This is a genomic window from Streptomyces sp. NBC_01166 (assembly GCF_045039765.1).
In the GTDB taxonomy this organism is placed as follows: Bacteria; Actinomycetota; Actinomycetes; order Streptomycetales; family Streptomycetaceae; genus Streptomyces.
Genome location: NZ_CP108613.1, coordinates 92,297 through 107,680, shown reverse-complemented (window position 1 = coordinate 107,680; position 15,384 = coordinate 92,297). Strand labels below are relative to the sequence as shown.

Genomic DNA, 15,384 nt, shown 5'->3' with positions numbered 1-15,384 from the left:
CCGGTTACGGGTTACGGGCGGTGGAGCTTCCAGTCGGCGACGTTCTGGGCGCGGTTGTAGTAGGCGTTGGTGCATACGTCGTACTTGCCGCCGCCGGGTCCGCCTCCGTTCGTCTCCAGGAAGCCGCCGTTGTCGCCGTAGGTGTTCCACAGGTGGATCACGTCGCCGGTGCGGACGTGCTGGTCACCGGGAGCGGACGCCTGGGCGAAAAGGCGCCAGCGGCCGGTGCCGGGGGCCCGGTCCTGGTCCTTGGACGTGGAGACGTTGTACTTGCCGCCGCTGTTCTTCTGGTCGGCGCTCGCGTGCCCGTTGCTGTCGAGGTAGCCGCCGTCCCCGCCGTACAGGTTGCGCAGGTAGACCAGGTCCCCGCTGACGACGTTGGCCCCGACGGCCTTGTCGGCGGCGGAGAGGACCTCCCAGGTTCCGGTGCCCTCTCCCCGCGTGGGCGAGTCCGCCGTCGACACCGCGTACTTCGCCCCGCTGTCGCTGCTGTGGCCGTTGGTGTCCAGGTAACCGCCCGCCCAGCTGTTGTAGCCGTTCTGCAGGTGGACCTTGTCGCCGTACTTCAGCTCGTTCGCCACGCTTTTCCCTTGGTCGATGTAAGGCATGCGGAGGGTTCCAGCCCCGACGGCCAGGTCATTCCCTCCGCAGCGATCCGAGTGTCACAGGCCGTCCACCTGCCTTGACCTGCACTGGAAGCCAAACCGCCCGGGCGGGGGGCGCGCGAAGCACGACCGGGTTCAGGAGCATCTGGGTGGAGCCGTCCCTGTTGCCTGAACGCGCGGCCGATGCTTCAAAGTCGCTGGATTTGCATCCGGTCGGCAGTGGGGCGGGTGGCGGCCGTGGGCGTGGTCCACGACTCTGTCGCTCATGTTGGACCCGGCGGTGAACCGTTCCTGCGGTGAATGTCGACACCCGTGCGGGTGAGCGATGGCTGACGGACATCCGCTGGGGGTGGTGGGGCCGGTAGAACGCGGGGGTGATCAAGAACTGTCTGCGCGGCTTCGGCGCGCTCTCCCTCGGGCTCCTTCCGCTCGTCGCTTCCGCTCCGGCACAGGCGGCCCCGCTCCCCAGAGCACGCGGGTTGCTGAGGTGACCACGTTCGCCGACGCGATCGGCCTGGTCACGGTCGTTGACGAGGACTGCACCGGTTACACCCACTCGTCCTTCAAGCACTGGAACTCCGGCGATCTGGCCGATGGGTGCAATACCCGCAACGAGGTTCTGCTGGCCGAAGCGACCACGGCGCCGGCGGTAGCGCCGGGTGCAAGCTGACCGGGGGAGTGTGGCTGTCGTATTACGACGGTCAGGAGGTCACCGACCCAGGCGCCCTGGACATCGACCACATGGTCCCCCTCGCTGAGGCCTGGGAGTTCCGGTGCCTCGGCCTGGACGGCTGCCCGGCGTGAGGCGTATGCGAACGACCAGGGCGCGGCCACATCGCTGGTCGCGGTGACCGCTCGTACGAACCGCCAGAAGTCCGAGCAGGACCCGGCCGAGTGGCTGCCGCCGGCCCCGGAGGCGCAGTGCCGGTACGTGGGGGAGTGGGTGTCCACCAAGCTGCGCTGGCAGCTGGCCGCTGACACGGCCGAGCTCGAGGCGCTGAAGGTGTTTACCGAGGGCCCGTGCGAGGACAGCACCGTCGCCTACACCCCCGCCCCGTAGCCACGTCCCTTCCCGGGGGCCCGATGCGGCACCCCGGTCGCGGATCCCCGTTTGCTCCGTCTGACCTGAGAGGTGTGTGTGATGAGCCGAGGCTTGATCGTCGTGGATGTGCAGAACGACTTCTGTGAGGGCGGCAGTGTCCCCGTGGCCGGCGGAGCTGAGATCGCCACGAAAGTGTGCGACCTGGTCTCCCATGCAGCCGAGGCCGGATACGCGCATGTGGTGGCGACGCGGGACCATCACATCGATCCGGGGGACCACTTCTCCGACACCCCTGATTTCAGGACCTCCTGGCCGGTGCACTGCGTGGTCGGCACGCCCGGCTCCGGCTTCCACCCGAACTTTGCTCCCGCGGCGGAAGCCGGAGCGGTCGACGCCGTCTTCTACAAGGGCGCTTACGAGGCCGCCTACAGCGGCTTCGAGGGCGCCGACAAGGACGGGCAGGACATGACAGCGTGGCTGCGGGAACACGGCGTCACCGCGGTGGACGTGGTCGGTATCGCCACTGATCACTGCGTGAAGGCCACTGCCCTGGATGCGGCCGAGGCCGGCTTCGCCACCCGGGTACTGCTGGAGCTGACCGCCGGCGTCAGCCACAGCACCATCGAGCACGCCTGCGAAGAACTCCGCCAGGCCGGAATAGACCTGACCGGCGCCCCCGTGGTCGCCGGAGCGTAGAAACCCGCCCCTCCCCTCCGGCCCGCGCTCACCAGCCGGACGGGGACTCCGGTGAACACTAACGGGGCCTGTAGGTCATTGAGCAGGTCATCCTCTGGCTGTTCCGCTACCGTCGGCCCTGCCAAGAGCGGGGTACCGCCTGTTCTTCCTCGGCTGCTCCGCCGCCCGCTGCCAACAGGCGCCGCCGACCAGCTCCGCGCCGCGGGTAGCCGATCAACGTCCGGGGGGCCCGCTGATCAGGATGGGACCCGATACCTCTACGAAGACGTATGTTGCACGCAAGATCACCGAAGGAAAGACCTCCCGTGACCCCCAGCGATGCCTCAAGCGGGTGTTTTGCAAGATCCTTGAGCGCGTCGACCGGGGTCGACCGGGATACGTCGAAAACGGCCGGACACCGGGCCCGGTTGTTTCCGGACGGCTGACTCTGCTCGATCGGGTGATCTTCTCCAGAAAGAACGGTTCGGCACAAATCCGGTCCGTCAAGATCACTTTCATGAGTATCCGACGCTGGGCCGCTGCAGCGGCCGCCGTTCTTTCCGCCGCTGTTCTGACCGGACCCGCGCAAGCCGCACCCACCGCCGTCCCCGTCCCCTCGGGGCCCGTCGTCATCACCAACGACGCCCACACCAACTACCTGGTCCCCGACGACACGGTCGGCAACGCCGGCACCTTCCTGCAGGTCTACTACCGGCAGGACCATCCCTTCCCGCGCACATTCCAGTTCGACCAAGTGAACGGCCGTCCCGGAATCTTCCACTGGAAGAGCGCCCGCACCGGGAACTGCGCCGACGCCAGGACAGGCGAGGCAGGGGCCTCGGTATACCTGGCCGCGTGCACGACGAACAAGTCCCAATGGTGGATCCTCAGGTCCACCGACGAAAACCCCGCACGCTGGGTCCTGTCACCCTTCCTGAACGAGGGCCTCGCTGTCACAGGCCTGTACGGGGACGACAACTACGCACCGCTGCGCGAACTGCCCAACCCCAACTCAGCGACCGCCTCACAGATGTGGCACTTCACCCAGCAATAAGTACACCCGTCCTGCGGCGTGCAGCTCGCGGGCGACTCGGTAGCCACCTTGACCGGATCGGCCTTCGGCGAGGCAGGGTCCCAGCTCCTGGGCAGGAACAGCCGCCAGTTCACCGCCGCCGAGGCGCCGTGGGAAGCAAGGTGAAGCGAGACTCCGGCCTGGCAGTTGGTGACCTTGCCCGCGGTGCCGGTGTACTGCCGGGTCACGCACGCCGAGGCGTCCCCGGCCTTGAGGAGTCCGGTGTCATCGATGACCAGCGCGGTGGGTTTGATGACCGGTTGCATGCGCCAGGCCAGCCGGGCCCGCACATGCGCCGCATCCCACGGGCCGGAAGTGACGAAGTGGGCCAGGGTCCGCCGATGGACGGACGGCGGCCACGAGCGTGTTCAGCATCAACGGGGACGCCAGCCTCACCTATGCCGTCGACGGCAAGCAGGTCGCCTGGGTCGACGTCGACGGTCTCGCCCTGGAGGAGGATCCGCCCCGTATGCCCGCCCAACTGCGCGCCGCATTTGAAGCCGCGGGCACCGTGGAGGAGGAAGGCATCGAGCCGGGCGAAGCCGACAGCTCCATCACCATGCGTGCCGTCTGTGCTCTGGCCGGCCTCCCTCTCAGTCTGAGCGCTTTGCGTCAGGTTCCGCTGGTGGTCCTGCCGTTCGGCTGACGGTGCTGCCCGTGACGTCGGTCGGGCGAGCGGCACCGTCCGACCGCCGGGGGTGCCTTCGGGGTCTGCTCGTGGCGCTGTGTCGTTGAACGCCAACGGGTGGGCGCCGTGGAGAAGCGGGAAGGCGCGACCGTCCACAGCCATTCCCGTACCTGTTCGTCATCGTGCAGGTAGCCGCCGCCATCGCTCGCGGGAAGATCGATTCCGTAGAGGCGGTTCAGAGCCCACCAGGACAAGTCGTCCCAGACGATCCTGTCCTCCATCACCCACCTCGCCGCCCAGCGGTCAACCTCGTCCCGGGACAGCCGGCCCGCGACAAGCTCAACGAAGCGATCTTCGTCTCATCAAGAGTCGGCTGGCCGCTGGCATCCATGCCCCGACCGTACAGGCGACGTTCACCCTGCTCACGACCTCGCGGAGACGTTCGTCGGCGGCGTGCTCGTTTCACCGGATGATGCAGCGACAGATCATGCTGCGCTGCTCACGGGAGAGGGTGACGCTCGCCATGGGCGTGGAGGTGCTGCCGTTGATCACCCAGGGCTGGCGATATATTTCGTAGCTCGATATATGCTCGATGCATGACCAGACAGAATCCTCCCTTGACGGAACCGCAGTACTTCATCCTTGCTGCACTCATGGATGGTCCGTTGCACGGTTACGGCATCATCAAGGCTGCCGAGCAGGCCACCGACGGGCGGCTCCGGATCGCTGTCGGCACTCTCTACGGCGCGCTGGAACGGATGGAGCGGGCCGGGCTGGTGGCCGCCGGCCATGAGGAGATCGTGGACGGGCGGGCGCGGCGCTACTACCGGCTCACCGAGGACGGCACCGAGGCGCTCGGCCGGGAGGCGCTGCGGATGCAGCAGGCGGCGGCCGTCGTCATCGGACACTCGCGGGATTCCGGAGCGGCCCCGGCATGAACCGTCTGCTGCTTGCGGCCTATCCCGAGCCCTACCGTTTCCGGCAGGGAGAGGAGGTGCTGGCCTGCCTGTCCGAGGCGTACCCCGGCCGCTCCTGGCCCCCGCCGCGGGAAGTTGCCGCCCTGGTGCGCGCCGGGGTGCAGGCCCGCGCCCGTGCCGTCGTCGACGACACGGCCCGGCCGTGGTGGCTGGACGGCATCCATCTGGCCGCCCTGGCCCTCGCCGCGCTAGCGCTGGTTCCGTACTTGCAGGATGTGTGGCACTGGGCACTGCACATCGACCCCGGACAGCACGCCATCGCCTTCCACTTCTCCGGCTGGTACCCGTGGGCCGAAGGTCCCACGCGGATACGGCTGCTGCCCTACGGGCTGCTCCCGCTGGGCTGCCTGATCGCCCTGCTGCGCGGCAGAGCGTGGATCGCGCTGCCGGCCGCGGCAGCCATGATCTGGGCCGGCGCCACGTCCCACGGCCGCATCCTCTTCGGCGACGAGGGCAAGGCGGGCCTGAGCTACTACGGTCTTGGCGCCCCGATAACGGCCCGTGACCTGGTGCTCTCGGGGACGCTGTGCGCCGCGTGCGCCGTCCTGGCGCTCTGCCGTCCCAGCCGTCTGCGACGCCGCTCGTACCGCTGGCTGGTCCCTGTCGTGCTCGCCATGTTCGTGGCCGGGGGCCTGCACATCATCTCCGTCAGTCCGACCTTCCAGCGCGGTCTGTTCGCCCTCGAAGTCGCCGCGCTGTTCGCCGCGTGGGCGGCGACGGCCGCCACCGGCGACCGCCGGTGGCTGATCCCCGTCGCGGCGGTCGCGATCGTCCGCACGCAGGCGATCGTCGTCCGTCCGGACGCGTTCATGCAGTCCTTTCCGGACCTGGTCGTCCTCATCCTGCTGATCGCACCCCTCCCCGCCCTGGCGATCGCCGCCCAGCGCCGACAGGGGCAGGCACTCGCCGAATAGGAGCGGACCCCCCCGGTGGGCCGACCGAGCCCGGAGGCCCATGTCGTGCCGCAACACGTGCGTGACCGAACTCCCCCCCCAACGGAAGAAACAGAGCGATGACTCAGCACGATTCTCCGTCCCTGCCCGCGCACCGTCCGGGGGCCTCAAGGCAGGCCCCCGAGCCCCCCGACGACACCAGCCCGTCGTGTACGACGCGGCCGTGGATGCCGGCCCTGCTGTACACCCTGGGGTTCCTGACGGTCTACCTGCTCGCCATCTGCACCCCGTGGGGGCAACGAGCTGAGAACCCGTGGTTCTACCTCGGCATACAGGGTGGCGAAGCAGCATGGATCTACCCCCTGTCAGGATCGGTCTACGGCTCGACGCCCCTGCCGCCGCTGGAACTGAGCGCAAAGCCCACCGTGATGGCGGGCCTGGCCGTCATCGTGCTCCTCACCCTGGTGCGACGGTGCTGGCGGCAGGGGTTCGCGGCGCTGGGGGTCGCCATTCTCGCGATCGGAGCCAAGGAGGTGTTCAAATCGACCGTGCCCCGCCCCGATCTGGTGGGCGCACCCGAGAATCTCCTTGATCAGGGTTTTCCCAGCGGGCACACGGTCATCCCCGCCGCGCTGACCCTCGCCGCCGTCCTCGTGGTTTCCCCCCGCATCCGCCCCTACGTCGCCACGGCCGGTGTGCTGTGGCTCGCCTGCATCGCCGCCGCCACCGCGACCATGGGCGGCCACCGGCCCAGCGAAGTGCTGGGAGCCACCTTGCTCGCCTGTGCCTGTTACGGCCTCGCAACCTGGCTGTTGCTGCCGCCGGCCGCCGCGCCAGGCGCCACGCGGAGCCCTCGTGCGCTGCATGTCATCGCCCTGGCGCTGGCACTGATCGTCGCCCTCGTTTCCGGCGCACGGCCCGACACCCTCACAAGGTCACTGGTCTCCGCGGCGACGGCCTTCATCTGTGCGGCCCTGGTCTGGTACGCCGCGGTCGGGCGGCCCGCACGCACCGCACGCCGCACACGTCACGCACTGGACTGACCACCGGGCCGGCTCCGGGCGGCCGCGGCGAACAATGTCGAGATCGCCTGCATCCCGACGAACTCCCCCTGGCTCAACCACATCGAGGGCAGAGCAGGGCAGTATGATCCGCTGCTACATCATCTGCGCTACGAGCGGCTCCGCCTGGACGTGGCCGAAGCTGATCTTCCGCAGTTCGGCGAGTCGCAGTAGCTGCACAGGATGGGAGCGCACTGCTCCGGCTACACCGTCCCCGTGGATGTCGAGCAGCGAGCATTGACCGCTGCTCGGGTCGCCCTGGTCCGAACGCTTGCGGGGCCTGCCAAGCCCTGGCCTCGGAATCCGGACGGCCTTCAGGACCGGCTGGAACTGCGGGGGATCGCCCGCTGCCCAGCAACGGAACGGAAGGCACTACGGTCGGTGCCATCGGTCTCTCGGGTCGCAGGCGGGCGGGACTGGAGAGGGGTGAGCCCTTGCGCGGGACGCTGATGAGCGAGGGCTCAGCCGTTCGCGAAGCGCGCGGCGTTCATCGGGTACGAGGGCGGTCGCGTCGTGGCAGCCGCTCGGCGACCAGGTCGTAGGAATCCTCGACCGCGTCGGTGATCAGCCGCTCGGTGATTCCGGGTCCGGGCCCCAGCGAAATCCAGTGGCGTTTGTCGAGATAGCGGCCCAGCGTGATCGAGGCGTAGCCGCGTTGTTGCGCTCGGGCGTGTTCGGGCTCGCATTTGACCGTGATGATCTGGTCGTCCGGGTCGTCGGTGACGATCAGGAACACCTTGCCCGCGACCTTGTACACGTGCAGTCCGCGGGTGAAGGGGTAGCCATGGCTGACGTCGGGGAGGGCCAAGGCCGCCTGGCGGGCGGTGGCCTGGAGCCGGTCCCCGGCCGCGCTCACCGGGCCACCCGCGTGCCGGTGCCGTAGACGCGCGGGTCGACGGGCTGCTCGGCTTTGGGCAAGTGGGCGACGACGAGCCGGTAGGACTCGGTGACGAGCTCTCTGATGAGCTCCTGGTCGACGCCTTCTCCGCTCTCCAGGGTGATCCAGTGCTTCTTGTTCATGTGGTAGCCGGGGGTGATGTGGCTGTACTGCTCCCGCAGGGCGTGGGCTTCATTGGGGTCCGCTTTGAGGATCACGACGGGTCGCCCAGGGACTTCGGTCAGCAGCATGAACACCTTGCCGCGGACCTTGTAAACCTCCCAGTCGGGGCCGAAGGGATGCTCCAGATGTGCGCCGGGGAGTTCCTCCGCGCGGCCTGCGGCGATCTTGTGCAGGGATGATCCGTTCATGGGGGTGGGCCTTCTCAGATCGTAACGGGCTGTCGCGTCGACGGTTACGGAGAGCGCGCGGTCGTGGCGGTACGTCCCATCCTTCCCTCAAAGCCAACAAAGAGGGCGGTAGGCGGCGGACACGTGATGGTCGACAAGCGACATCCCGACCCGCGCGGAACAGCGGCCGGACCGGCCGCTGTTCCGCTGTACGGTTTCCAGCCCCCGGTCGGTGTTCGAACCGGACATGTTGCTGCCCGACCTCGCCCCGCTCTCGGCCACGCCCACCGCGCCCCTGCCGTGCTCAGCCCGCACCACGACGCCGCCGCCCCGCTCCAGCAGACGGCACTCCAGCTCCTGGACGAACACCGCGCGCTGGGGCGCCGTCTTCTCGACATCCACCACGCCCTGCGGCGCAGCCTGCTTGAAGCGCTGCTGCTGCGCCTGGCCAACTCCCCGGGCATCGCCCCTGGCGGGACGGCCACGGCCGGCACCGGCCGCGCCGACAGGTACGGGCGCTTCCTGGACGCCTTGGAGCTGCACTTCCGCGAGCTGCACCAAGCCGCGGACTACGCCGAGTTGCTCGGCTGCTCGGTCCGCACCCTCAGCCGTGCCGCCCGGGACGCCACCGGCAAGGGGATGCGTGAGCGCATCGACGAGCGGCGCCTCCTGGAAGCCCGGCGCCTGCTGGGAGCTGCCCGGTGGGGTGCCCGGGCCGTGGCCGTCCACCTTGGCTTCACCGATCCTGGGAACTTCGGCCGCTTCTTCCGCGACCCGTACCGGTCTTACCCCGACCGCCTTCGCGGCCCCACGCAGTGAGGACCGACGTGTGACGGAGACGCGGCGCAGGCCCTTTGCCGGTCAGGAGGCGATGGTTCCCGGCGTGGTCAGTCCGTGGTGAAGCTGGAGAGCATCGCGGCGGGGTATCGGCTGCCTGCCGAGCCGTGGGGAAGGATCTCGGTGATGCGGGCCAGATCGGCGGCGGAGAGCTGGACGTCGGCGGCGCCGGCGTTCTCCTCGAGGCGCTTGGTGCTGCGGGTGCCGGGAATGGGCGCGATGTCATCGCCCTGGGCGAGCAGCCAGGCCAGCGCGAGCTGGGCGGTGGTGATGCCCTTGGTGTCGGCCAGGTTCTTGAGCTGTTCGATGGCGTGCGCGTTGTATGTGTAGTTCTCGCCCTGCCAGCGCTCGTCCCAGCTGCGCATGTCGTCCGCGGGGTATTCGCTGGCGGGCTTGACCTGGCCGGCGAGGAAGCCGCGGCCGAGCGGGGAGTAGGGCACCAGGCCGATGCCGAGTTCCCGCAGAACAGGAAGGGTCTTCTCCTCGACCTCCCGCTCGAAGAGCGAGTACTCGTACTGGAGCACGGAGACCGGGGTGACGGCGTGGGCGCGGCGAATGTACTGGGGGCCGACGTTGCTCAGGCCGAAGTACTTCACCTTGCCCTCGGCGATCAGTTCGCCGACCACGCCGGCGACCTCCTCGACCGGAACGGCGGGGTCGGAGATGTGCTGGTAGAAGAGGTCGATGTAGTCGCTCTGCAGGTAGCGCAGGCTGTTCTCGGCGACCTTGCGGATGTTTTCCGGGCGGCTGTTGAAGCCGGAGCCCAGCGGCTGGGTCGTCATGTCGAAGCCGAACTTGGTGGCGAGGACCACCTCGTCGCGGAAGTCGCGGACTGCCTTGCCCAGGAGGGTCTCGTTACTGCCGGTACCAGCGCCGTACAGCTCGGCGGTGTCGAAGAAGTCGATCCCGACTTCGTGGGCGCGGCGGATGGTCGCGATGCCCTCGTCGTCGTTCGAGGCGCCGTAGGCCATGGACATGCCCATGGTGCCCAGGCCGAGCGCCGAGACGCGCAGGCCCTGAGAGCCCAGATTGCGGTGCCGCATGAGTTCACTCCTCAGTGTTTCGTCGGCTTCACCCGAAGAGTTCAAACCGAACTGTTCTGTTTGAACCCTACGCACCAGTCGCCGGGATGCCAAACCGAACGGTTCGGTGCTTTATGCTCGGGTTATGTCCCAGTCCCGCGACCCCGGCCAGAGCGCAGCGCCCACCGCCTCCGGCGGCGACACCACGCGCGAGCGCATCCTTGCCGCTGCCATGGAGGAGTTCGCCCGCCACGGCATCGCCGGCGCCCGCGTGGACCGCATCGCCAAACTCGCCAGGACCAGCAAAGAACGGGTCTACGCCTACTTCCGCGGCAAAGATGCGCTCTATGCCGCGGTGGCTGCACGGGAGTATGTCGTCATCGCCGAGGCAACTCAGCTGGACCCGTCCGACCTCCCTGGTTACGCGGGCCGCCTGTTCGACTACTTCGTCGCCCGTCCGGACCACCACCGCCTCATCACCTGGGGCCGCCTCGAACTGCCGGGCACCACGGCCGCTGCCGACGATCCCGACCAGGCAGTGATCGCTCGCAAAATCGACCTGCTCCGCCAGGTGCAGCAGGCCGGGCAGCTCGACCCCGCCTGGGACCCGGCCGACATCCTGGCCCTGGTCAACCAGATCGCCACGACCTGGGCGGCACAGCCCGAACTCAGCGAGGCCGCTGCCACACATGCCGTCGACCCCACCACCACCGCCCGCCGCGCCGCGGTGGTGACCGCTGTCGAGCGGCTTTTCCCCCGAGCGCACTGACGTCCCCAGCTCGCCGTCCTCGACCACCGCGGACAGCTCGGCTTCACCGCTTTGCAACGCCGCGCGACCGCAGGCCGTAACGCCCGGGTCCTGGCGGCTGAGATGCCCGTCCATCTCATCGCGTTCGACGTTCTGCAGAGCGAGGGCCAGGAGCTGTTGGAGGAGCCGTTCGTGCGCCGCCGCGAGGTCCTGGAGGCGCTGTTCGCTGTTGACTTCGGCTTCTACGGCGGCGGCCGGCATCCGCCTCGTGCCATCCCGGGCGATATCGTCGATCAGGGAGCCCGGTCTCGGTCGTTCCATCGGCATTCACTACGCTCAGCACGGGCGTGCCTTCCCGGCCGACGATGCAACGTCGGCCTACTCGATGATCAGAAGTCGATCACTCGGGGAGGTACGCCTTCGCCTCCGACCCGAGGCCGATCCGCAGGTCATGAGCAATGCTCCCGACGGAGGGCCCGGAGTCAGTCGGGGTGACTTCGGGCCCTGTCGGGAGGCAGGCCCTCCCGCCGCGTAGATCAGGCGGGCTCCCGCCGAGCCAGGGCGCCCTCACTGGCCGTCACTCCGGAGGCGTCGGGGTGTCGGGGCCCTGGAACATGGTCTGGATGTCCAGCTCCAACTGAATCGTGGGCCCCACAATGGCGATGCCGCGGGCGAGCATGTTGCGCCAGTTCAACGTGTAGTCCTCGCGGTGCAGCTCGGCGGTGGCACGTGCCGCACAGCGCAGCTCCTCGCCGTAACCGCCGTTGACGGCGCCCAGATACTGCGTGTCCAGGGAGACGGAGCGGCTGACCCCGTGCATTGTCAGCCCTCCTTGGACGGTCCAGTTGTTGCCGCCCCGGTAGGTGAAGCGCCTGCTGACGAAATGGAGGTAGGGGTAGTTCTCGACGTCGAGGAAGTCGGCCGACCGCAGATGGTTGTCCCTGGTCTTGTTGCCCGTGGTGATACTCGAAGCATCGATGCGTATCTCGACCTGGGAGTCCTCGACGGAGGGTGCGATCCGGATACCGCCTTCGAAAGCGGTGAAACGGCCGTGCACATTGGCCATGCCGACATGCTTGGCGATGAAGCGGATCGCGGTGTGTGGAGGATCGAAGAGCCAGGTGCCGGGTGCCGGGGGCTCAAGCTGCCGGGCGACGTCCAGTTGCACGCGGCCCATCGACAGGGTCTCGCCCACGGCGATGTCGAAGGCCCAGCTGGCCGGCTGCATGCCTTCGGCCGTCATGAGCAGGCGGTATTCATCCGGGGGTAGAGCCGCGACGAACATGCCGAACAGGTCGGTGGTCCCCTTCGCCGCCGTCCGGGCCGACTTCTGGGACGTGACCGTGATCTCGGCGCCTCCGAGCGGCTGTCCCATGGGGTCGACGACCTCGCAGGTGACGGTTCCGGCCCCGGGCGGCACGGGAAGAGCGAATCTCGCACCACCACCGGAGGCCGCCTTGGATCGCCTGCCACGGAGGAGGGAGAGGACCATCACACAAACCTTTCGAGCGCGGAAAACATCAGCATAGAAACCGACCAGAATCACTCGTTCAACGACCCCGGGATCCTGCCTCGCCCCGGGCGGCATACGCCCGCCCACTGCTGCTGCTCCGGCGTCCGGCAGCCTCTGACTCCGTCACCGCCCGCGTAGCGCGTGGACCCGCGGGCGACCTGGTGCTGGTGACCAGAACGTCCTCAAGCACCACACCCAAGCCCTCCTCTGCCTCGCGAGACGACGAGCCGACGTGCTCTTCGCGATGCTCCGGGACGGCACCTTCTACGACCCTCAACCCGCCCCATCGGCTTGACCAAACCCATAGGGGCACCCCCCCGCGCTGACAAGAGGAACAGCGCGCGGCGTGATGTGACGCACCACCATTGCTGCCCCGCCCCCTGGGTTCCCGGCGGGGACGGCGGCGGCGCCTCCCACACGAGAGGCGCCGCCGCCGTGCTGGTGGCTGTGGACCGAGGTGATATCGGAGCCCGACCGGACTCAAGCCAGCTCCTGCCCGGACGGGCCTCTCCCGGGCTATCTCGTGAACGCCGGCGCCGGACGGTGTGCCAGCGCTACAGGTGCGCGGCGAGGAGCGTGCTGAACCTCGCCCCTATGGAGTCCCGTCCAGCCGGTTCCTGCGCCGGGCGGAGAACAGACGTACGTACAGGGCTACGGCGAGCAGGATCCAGGCCACCGCGCAGTACGCCCACCCGGACTCGCCTCTGATCAGGCCGACAGTGGACCAGATCCCCCACAGGAGAAGCACCACGACCAGCGCGGTGAGGGCGATGTTCTGGATGCGGCTGCGCAACTGCTCCCGCTGCCGGGTGCCGGGTTCGAGATCGCCGAGTTCCGACGGGTCGTCCGTCCCTTGGTGGCTCATTATCGAGGTCCCCTCCGTTGGCTGTCGAGAACTCCCGTGTACCCCAGGGCTGTTACCGCACTCGGTTCGCGGCAGCGCGGCAGAGGCCCAGGAGCAGGAACGACAGGCCGTGACGCATGCTCTGGTGCGCAAAGCGCGCAACAAGGCGCGAGGGCGCGTTCAGAACATCACCGGCCGCCTACGCCGTGAGGCGCTGTCCGCTGAGCAACGGCAGGAGCTTGCCACGCTGCATACCCGCTTCGTCGATGGGCCAGGAACGGCACCTTCGAGCGGATGCTTCGGGAAGCCCAGGCGCGGGCCGATTCGGCGGGTGAGGTCGATTGGCTGGTGTCGGTCGACTCCACCATCGTCCGAGCCCACCAGCACGCTGCCGGGGCCCGAAAAGGGGGCTCCGAAATCCGGCACTCGGCCGCTCCAGGGGTGGGCTGACCAGCAAGATTCACCTGGTCTGCGACGCCCTTGGACTACCGCTCGCTTTCGTCCTCACCGGCGGGAACACCAACGACTGCACCCAGTTCGCCGCCGTGATGGAGGCGATACGGGTGCCCGGCATCGGTCCTGGCCGCCCCCGCCTGCGGCCCGATCATGTCCTGGGAGACAAGGGCTACAGCTCGAAGGCGATCCGGGCCTGGCTGCGGCGCCGGGGTATCACGCACACCATCCCCGAACGGGCCGACCAGATCCGCAACCGCGCCCGGCGGGGCAGCCGCGGCGGACGCCCGCCAGTGGTCGATCGCGAGATCTACAAGAAGCGCAACGTTGTGGAATTGGGGGTGTTCTCGACTGCCCACTTGCGGAAGAGGATGAGTGCCTCGGTGAGGTTGCCTGGTCCGCACGCCGTGTGGAAGGCCATCTCGGAGGTCCAGGCCATGACCCAGTCGTCCTTGCCGCGCTTGAGATCGTGGCGGGGGAATTCGTGTCCCTCCAAGTCGGTCTCCTCCAAGTCGATGCGGACTGACCAACCGGGGTTATCGAGCGTGTCGATCTTGATGCCCCACTCATGCTCCCACTCCTCATTGCACTGGGCGGAGTACCAACCCTGCAGCCAGTCCAAGACGTTCTCGGCTTCGTTCATGGCACGAGATGCTAGGCCAGCCGCGAGTCCAGGACCGGGCGCGGCTGGTACCACTTGCCCTGGGAGTCGCGGTGGCCGAGCCGGTACACGTGCGAAGGCTGACCGATCAGGAGGGGCAGCAGCTGCAGCAGATCGTGCGACGAGGCAGCACCAACTCGGTGCGCTACCGGCGCGCGATGATGCTGCTGGCTTCGGCCGGCGGGAACCGCGTGCCGGTCATCGCCGAGCTCGTGCAGGCGGACGAGGACACGGCGCGCGACGTCATCCTGGCCTTATCGAGCAGTAGTGGTTCTGGCGCAACTTCTGTGATTTGAGCAGTCACGCCCGGTTCAGGCCGCTGCCGCGCTCAGCGTTTCCCCAGGTGAGGCAGGTGGAGCAGGCGCCTGAAAGACGCCCTCCTCCTCCACATCACAGAAGTTGAGCCAGAACCAGTTTGGGTTCTGGCTCAACTTCTGTGATGTCGGCTCGGCGATCGGTTCACTGGGACCCGAACGATGGGAACCAGCAGGTCAGTCCATTGGTCTGACGCGGGCACGGGCGCGTACGGCCCAGCTCCACAGAAGTTGAGCCAGAACCACAACTGCTTGATAAGGCCAGGCGTGATTCCGGGGAAGTGGACGGTGCTGCGCTGGCCCTCTTCTCTGGCCCGTCGCGAAGCTTGGGACCGGTAGTGGCGGGGGACTTTAAGGGGCTGCAGGTTTGAATGAGGTATTGGTGGTCAGACGGTGGGGGACAGCAACGTCGAGCACAGCAAGGGTGTAAGTGACATGGCTGCTGATGAGAAGACCCAGGCCAAGACGGAGCAGGCCAAGGGCAAGGTCAAGGAAGCTGTCGGCCGGACTGTCGGCAACGAGCGGCTCACCGCTGAAGGCCGTGCTGACCAGGCCACGGGCGATGCCCGTCAGGCCAAGGAGAAGGTCAAGGACGCCCTGACCGACTGACGTCGCTCGATACCCAGCACCAGCACTCGGCCCCGCGGAGCTCTGTTCCAGCGGGGCCGTGCTGCGCCCGGCAGGGGCACACGATGGAGTGAGCATGGTTGTGCTCGGTGCGGGGAGACGGGGAGGTGGGGGCGGCGATCCCACGCCTCGTCCTCACCGCGGAAGAGGGGCCGGTCTCCATAACCGGCCCCTCTTCCTCTTCC

Annotated in this window: 16 protein-coding genes and 5 pseudogenes; 13 read left to right on the top strand and 8 right to left on the bottom strand. The window is 68.2% G+C overall.

Annotated elements, in window-relative coordinates; all coding sequences use genetic code 11:
• Positions 1-11: 11 nt before the first annotated feature.
• Positions 12-581: a hypothetical protein gene (locus OG379_RS00585; protein WP_405658108.1), complete on the bottom strand. Its 570-nt coding sequence runs from the start codon at positions 579-581 to the stop codon at positions 12-14.
• A gap of 398 nt (positions 582-979) precedes the next feature.
• Here OG379_RS00585 and OG379_RS00580 point away from each other — a divergent pair.
• The 3 genes and pseudogenes from OG379_RS00580 to OG379_RS00570 all read left to right on the top strand — a co-directional run bounded on the left by OG379_RS00580 (position 980) and on the right by OG379_RS00570 (position 3,376).
• Positions 980-1,665 (top strand): annotated as a pseudogene (locus tag OG379_RS00580) (HNH endonuclease family protein).
• An 81-nt stretch (positions 1,666-1,746) separates the two neighbouring features.
• On the top strand, positions 1,747-2,343 hold the full coding sequence (locus tag OG379_RS00575) for an isochorismatase family protein (RefSeq protein WP_405658106.1): 597 nt from the start codon (positions 1,747-1,749) through the stop codon (positions 2,341-2,343).
• Positions 2,344-2,839: 496 nt separating this feature from the next.
• Entirely contained in the window at positions 2,840-3,376 is a 537-nt protein-coding gene (locus OG379_RS00570; protein WP_405658104.1) for an RICIN domain-containing protein, read from the top strand.
• Here the strand turns inward: OG379_RS00570 and OG379_RS00565 are convergent.
• A pseudogene (locus OG379_RS00565) lies at positions 3,367-3,738 on the bottom strand (transposase); the annotation flags it as partial. The gene OG379_RS00570 and the pseudogene OG379_RS00565 sit on opposite strands and share 10 nt — an antisense overlap.
• Positions 3,739-3,758: 20 nt before the next feature.
• Between OG379_RS00565 and OG379_RS00560 the strand changes: the two are divergent.
• The 4 genes from OG379_RS00560 (at position 3,759) to OG379_RS00545 (ending at position 6,935) form a co-directional block, all read left to right on the top strand.
• Entirely contained in the window at positions 3,759-4,040 is a 282-nt protein-coding gene (locus OG379_RS00560) for a hypothetical protein (protein WP_405658101.1), read from the top strand.
• A gap of 578 nt (positions 4,041-4,618) precedes the next feature.
• The gene (locus OG379_RS00555) at positions 4,619-4,960 is read left to right on the top strand and encodes a PadR family transcriptional regulator (RefSeq protein WP_405658099.1); all 342 of its coding nucleotides are present in this window, start codon (positions 4,619-4,621) and stop codon (positions 4,958-4,960) included.
• Positions 4,957-5,913, top strand: coding sequence for a hypothetical protein (locus OG379_RS00550; protein WP_405658096.1), 957 nt, complete (start codon positions 4,957-4,959; stop codon positions 5,911-5,913). The genes OG379_RS00555 and OG379_RS00550 overlap by 4 nt, the downstream gene beginning before the upstream one ends.
• 98 nt (positions 5,914-6,011) lie before the next feature.
• Positions 6,012-6,935, top strand: a complete 924-nt coding sequence (locus OG379_RS00545) for a phosphatase PAP2 family protein (protein ID WP_405658093.1) — start codon at positions 6,012-6,014, stop codon at positions 6,933-6,935.
• A gap of 505 nt (positions 6,936-7,440) precedes the next feature.
• Here OG379_RS00545 and OG379_RS00540 read toward each other — a convergent pair.
• Together OG379_RS00540 and OG379_RS00535 are read right to left on the bottom strand one after the other, a co-directional pair.
• The gene (locus tag OG379_RS00540; protein ID WP_405658090.1) at positions 7,441-7,809 is read right to left on the bottom strand and encodes an MmcQ/YjbR family DNA-binding protein; all 369 of its coding nucleotides are present in this window, start codon (positions 7,807-7,809) and stop codon (positions 7,441-7,443) included.
• Positions 7,806-8,201: an MmcQ/YjbR family DNA-binding protein gene (locus tag OG379_RS00535; protein ID WP_405658087.1), complete on the bottom strand. Its 396-nt coding sequence runs from the start codon at positions 8,199-8,201 to the stop codon at positions 7,806-7,808. The genes OG379_RS00540 and OG379_RS00535 overlap by 4 nt, the downstream gene beginning before the upstream one ends.
• Positions 8,202-8,480: 279 nt before the next feature.
• Between OG379_RS00535 and OG379_RS00530 the strand changes: the two genes are divergently transcribed.
• On the top strand, positions 8,481-8,999 hold the full coding sequence (locus OG379_RS00530; RefSeq protein ID WP_405658084.1) for a helix-turn-helix domain-containing protein: 519 nt from the start codon (positions 8,481-8,483) through the stop codon (positions 8,997-8,999).
• Between the two features lie 68 nt (positions 9,000-9,067).
• Here OG379_RS00530 and OG379_RS00525 read toward each other — a convergent pair whose 3' ends face one another.
• Complete coding sequence (locus OG379_RS00525) at positions 9,068-10,060, bottom strand: aldo/keto reductase (protein WP_405658081.1); 993 nt, start codon at positions 10,058-10,060, stop codon at positions 9,068-9,070.
• A 124-nt stretch (positions 10,061-10,184) separates the two neighbouring features.
• Between OG379_RS00525 and OG379_RS00520 the strand changes: the two genes are divergently transcribed.
• Together OG379_RS00520 and OG379_RS00515 are read left to right on the top strand one after the other, a co-directional pair.
• Complete coding sequence (locus OG379_RS00520) at positions 10,185-10,808, top strand: TetR family transcriptional regulator (protein WP_405658078.1); 624 nt, start codon at positions 10,185-10,187, stop codon at positions 10,806-10,808.
• Between the two features lie 39 nt (positions 10,809-10,847).
• A pseudogene (locus OG379_RS00515) lies at positions 10,848-11,282 on the top strand (hypothetical protein); the annotation flags it as partial.
• Between the two features lie 82 nt (positions 11,283-11,364).
• On the opposite strand, the gene OG379_RS00510 reads toward OG379_RS00515, so the two are convergent.
• Positions 11,365-12,279, bottom strand: coding sequence for a YceI family protein (locus OG379_RS00510; RefSeq protein ID WP_405658075.1), 915 nt, complete (start codon positions 12,277-12,279; stop codon positions 11,365-11,367).
• A 613-nt stretch (positions 12,280-12,892) separates the two neighbouring features.
• Complete coding sequence (locus OG379_RS00505) at positions 12,893-13,165, bottom strand: hypothetical protein (protein WP_405658072.1); 273 nt, start codon at positions 13,163-13,165, stop codon at positions 12,893-12,895.
• 243 nt (positions 13,166-13,408) lie between these two features.
• Here OG379_RS00505 and OG379_RS00500 point away from each other — a divergent pair.
• Positions 13,409-13,932: pseudogene (locus OG379_RS00500) on the top strand (IS5 family transposase); the annotation flags it as partial.
• On the opposite strand, the gene OG379_RS00495 reads toward OG379_RS00500, so the two are convergent.
• Complete coding sequence (locus OG379_RS00495; RefSeq protein ID WP_405658069.1) at positions 13,908-14,240, bottom strand: immunity 53 family protein; 333 nt, start codon at positions 14,238-14,240, stop codon at positions 13,908-13,910. The pseudogene OG379_RS00500 and the gene OG379_RS00495 overlap by 25 nt on opposite strands.
• Before the next feature lie 71 nt (positions 14,241-14,311).
• Between OG379_RS00495 and OG379_RS00490 the strand changes: the two are divergent.
• Together OG379_RS00490 and OG379_RS00485 are read left to right on the top strand one after the other, a co-directional pair.
• Positions 14,312-14,506, top strand: a pseudogene (locus tag OG379_RS00490) (IS630 family transposase); the annotation flags it as partial.
• A 501-nt stretch (positions 14,507-15,007) separates the two neighbouring features.
• Positions 15,008-15,181, top strand: a complete 174-nt coding sequence (locus OG379_RS00485; RefSeq protein WP_405658066.1) for a CsbD family protein — start codon at positions 15,008-15,010, stop codon at positions 15,179-15,181.
• Positions 15,182-15,384 lie beyond the last annotated feature (203 nt).

Bases quoted from the DNA above. Each gene is read 5' to 3' on its own strand.
- OG379_RS00575 (WP_405658106.1), top strand. From the start codon at position 1,747: ATGAGCCGAGGCTTGATCGTCGTGGATGTGCAGAACGACTTCTGTGAG.
- OG379_RS00570 (WP_405658104.1), top strand. From the start codon at position 2,840: ATGAGTATCCGACGCTGGGCCGCTGCAGCGGCCGCCGTTCTTTCCGCC.
- OG379_RS00555 (WP_405658099.1), top strand. From the start codon at position 4,619: ATGACCAGACAGAATCCTCCCTTGACGGAACCGCAGTACTTCATCCTT.
- OG379_RS00550 (WP_405658096.1), top strand. From the start codon at position 4,957: ATGAACCGTCTGCTGCTTGCGGCCTATCCCGAGCCCTACCGTTTCCGG.
- OG379_RS00545 (WP_405658093.1), top strand. From the start codon at position 6,012: ATGACTCAGCACGATTCTCCGTCCCTGCCCGCGCACCGTCCGGGGGCC.
- OG379_RS00535 (WP_405658087.1), bottom strand. From the start codon at position 8,201: ATGAACGGATCATCCCTGCACAAGATCGCCGCAGGCCGCGCGGAGGAA.
- OG379_RS00525 (WP_405658081.1), bottom strand. From the start codon at position 10,060: ATGCGGCACCGCAATCTGGGCTCTCAGGGCCTGCGCGTCTCGGCGCTC.
- OG379_RS00520 (WP_405658078.1), top strand. From the start codon at position 10,185: ATGTCCCAGTCCCGCGACCCCGGCCAGAGCGCAGCGCCCACCGCCTCC.
- OG379_RS00510 (WP_405658075.1), bottom strand. From the start codon at position 12,279: ATGGTCCTCTCCCTCCTCCGTGGCAGGCGATCCAAGGCGGCCTCCGGT.
- OG379_RS00505 (WP_405658072.1), bottom strand. From the start codon at position 13,165: ATGAGCCACCAAGGGACGGACGACCCGTCGGAACTCGGCGATCTCGAA.
- OG379_RS00495 (WP_405658069.1), bottom strand. From the start codon at position 14,240: ATGAACGAAGCCGAGAACGTCTTGGACTGGCTGCAGGGTTGGTACTCC.
- OG379_RS00485 (WP_405658066.1), top strand. From the start codon at position 15,008: ATGGCTGCTGATGAGAAGACCCAGGCCAAGACGGAGCAGGCCAAGGGC.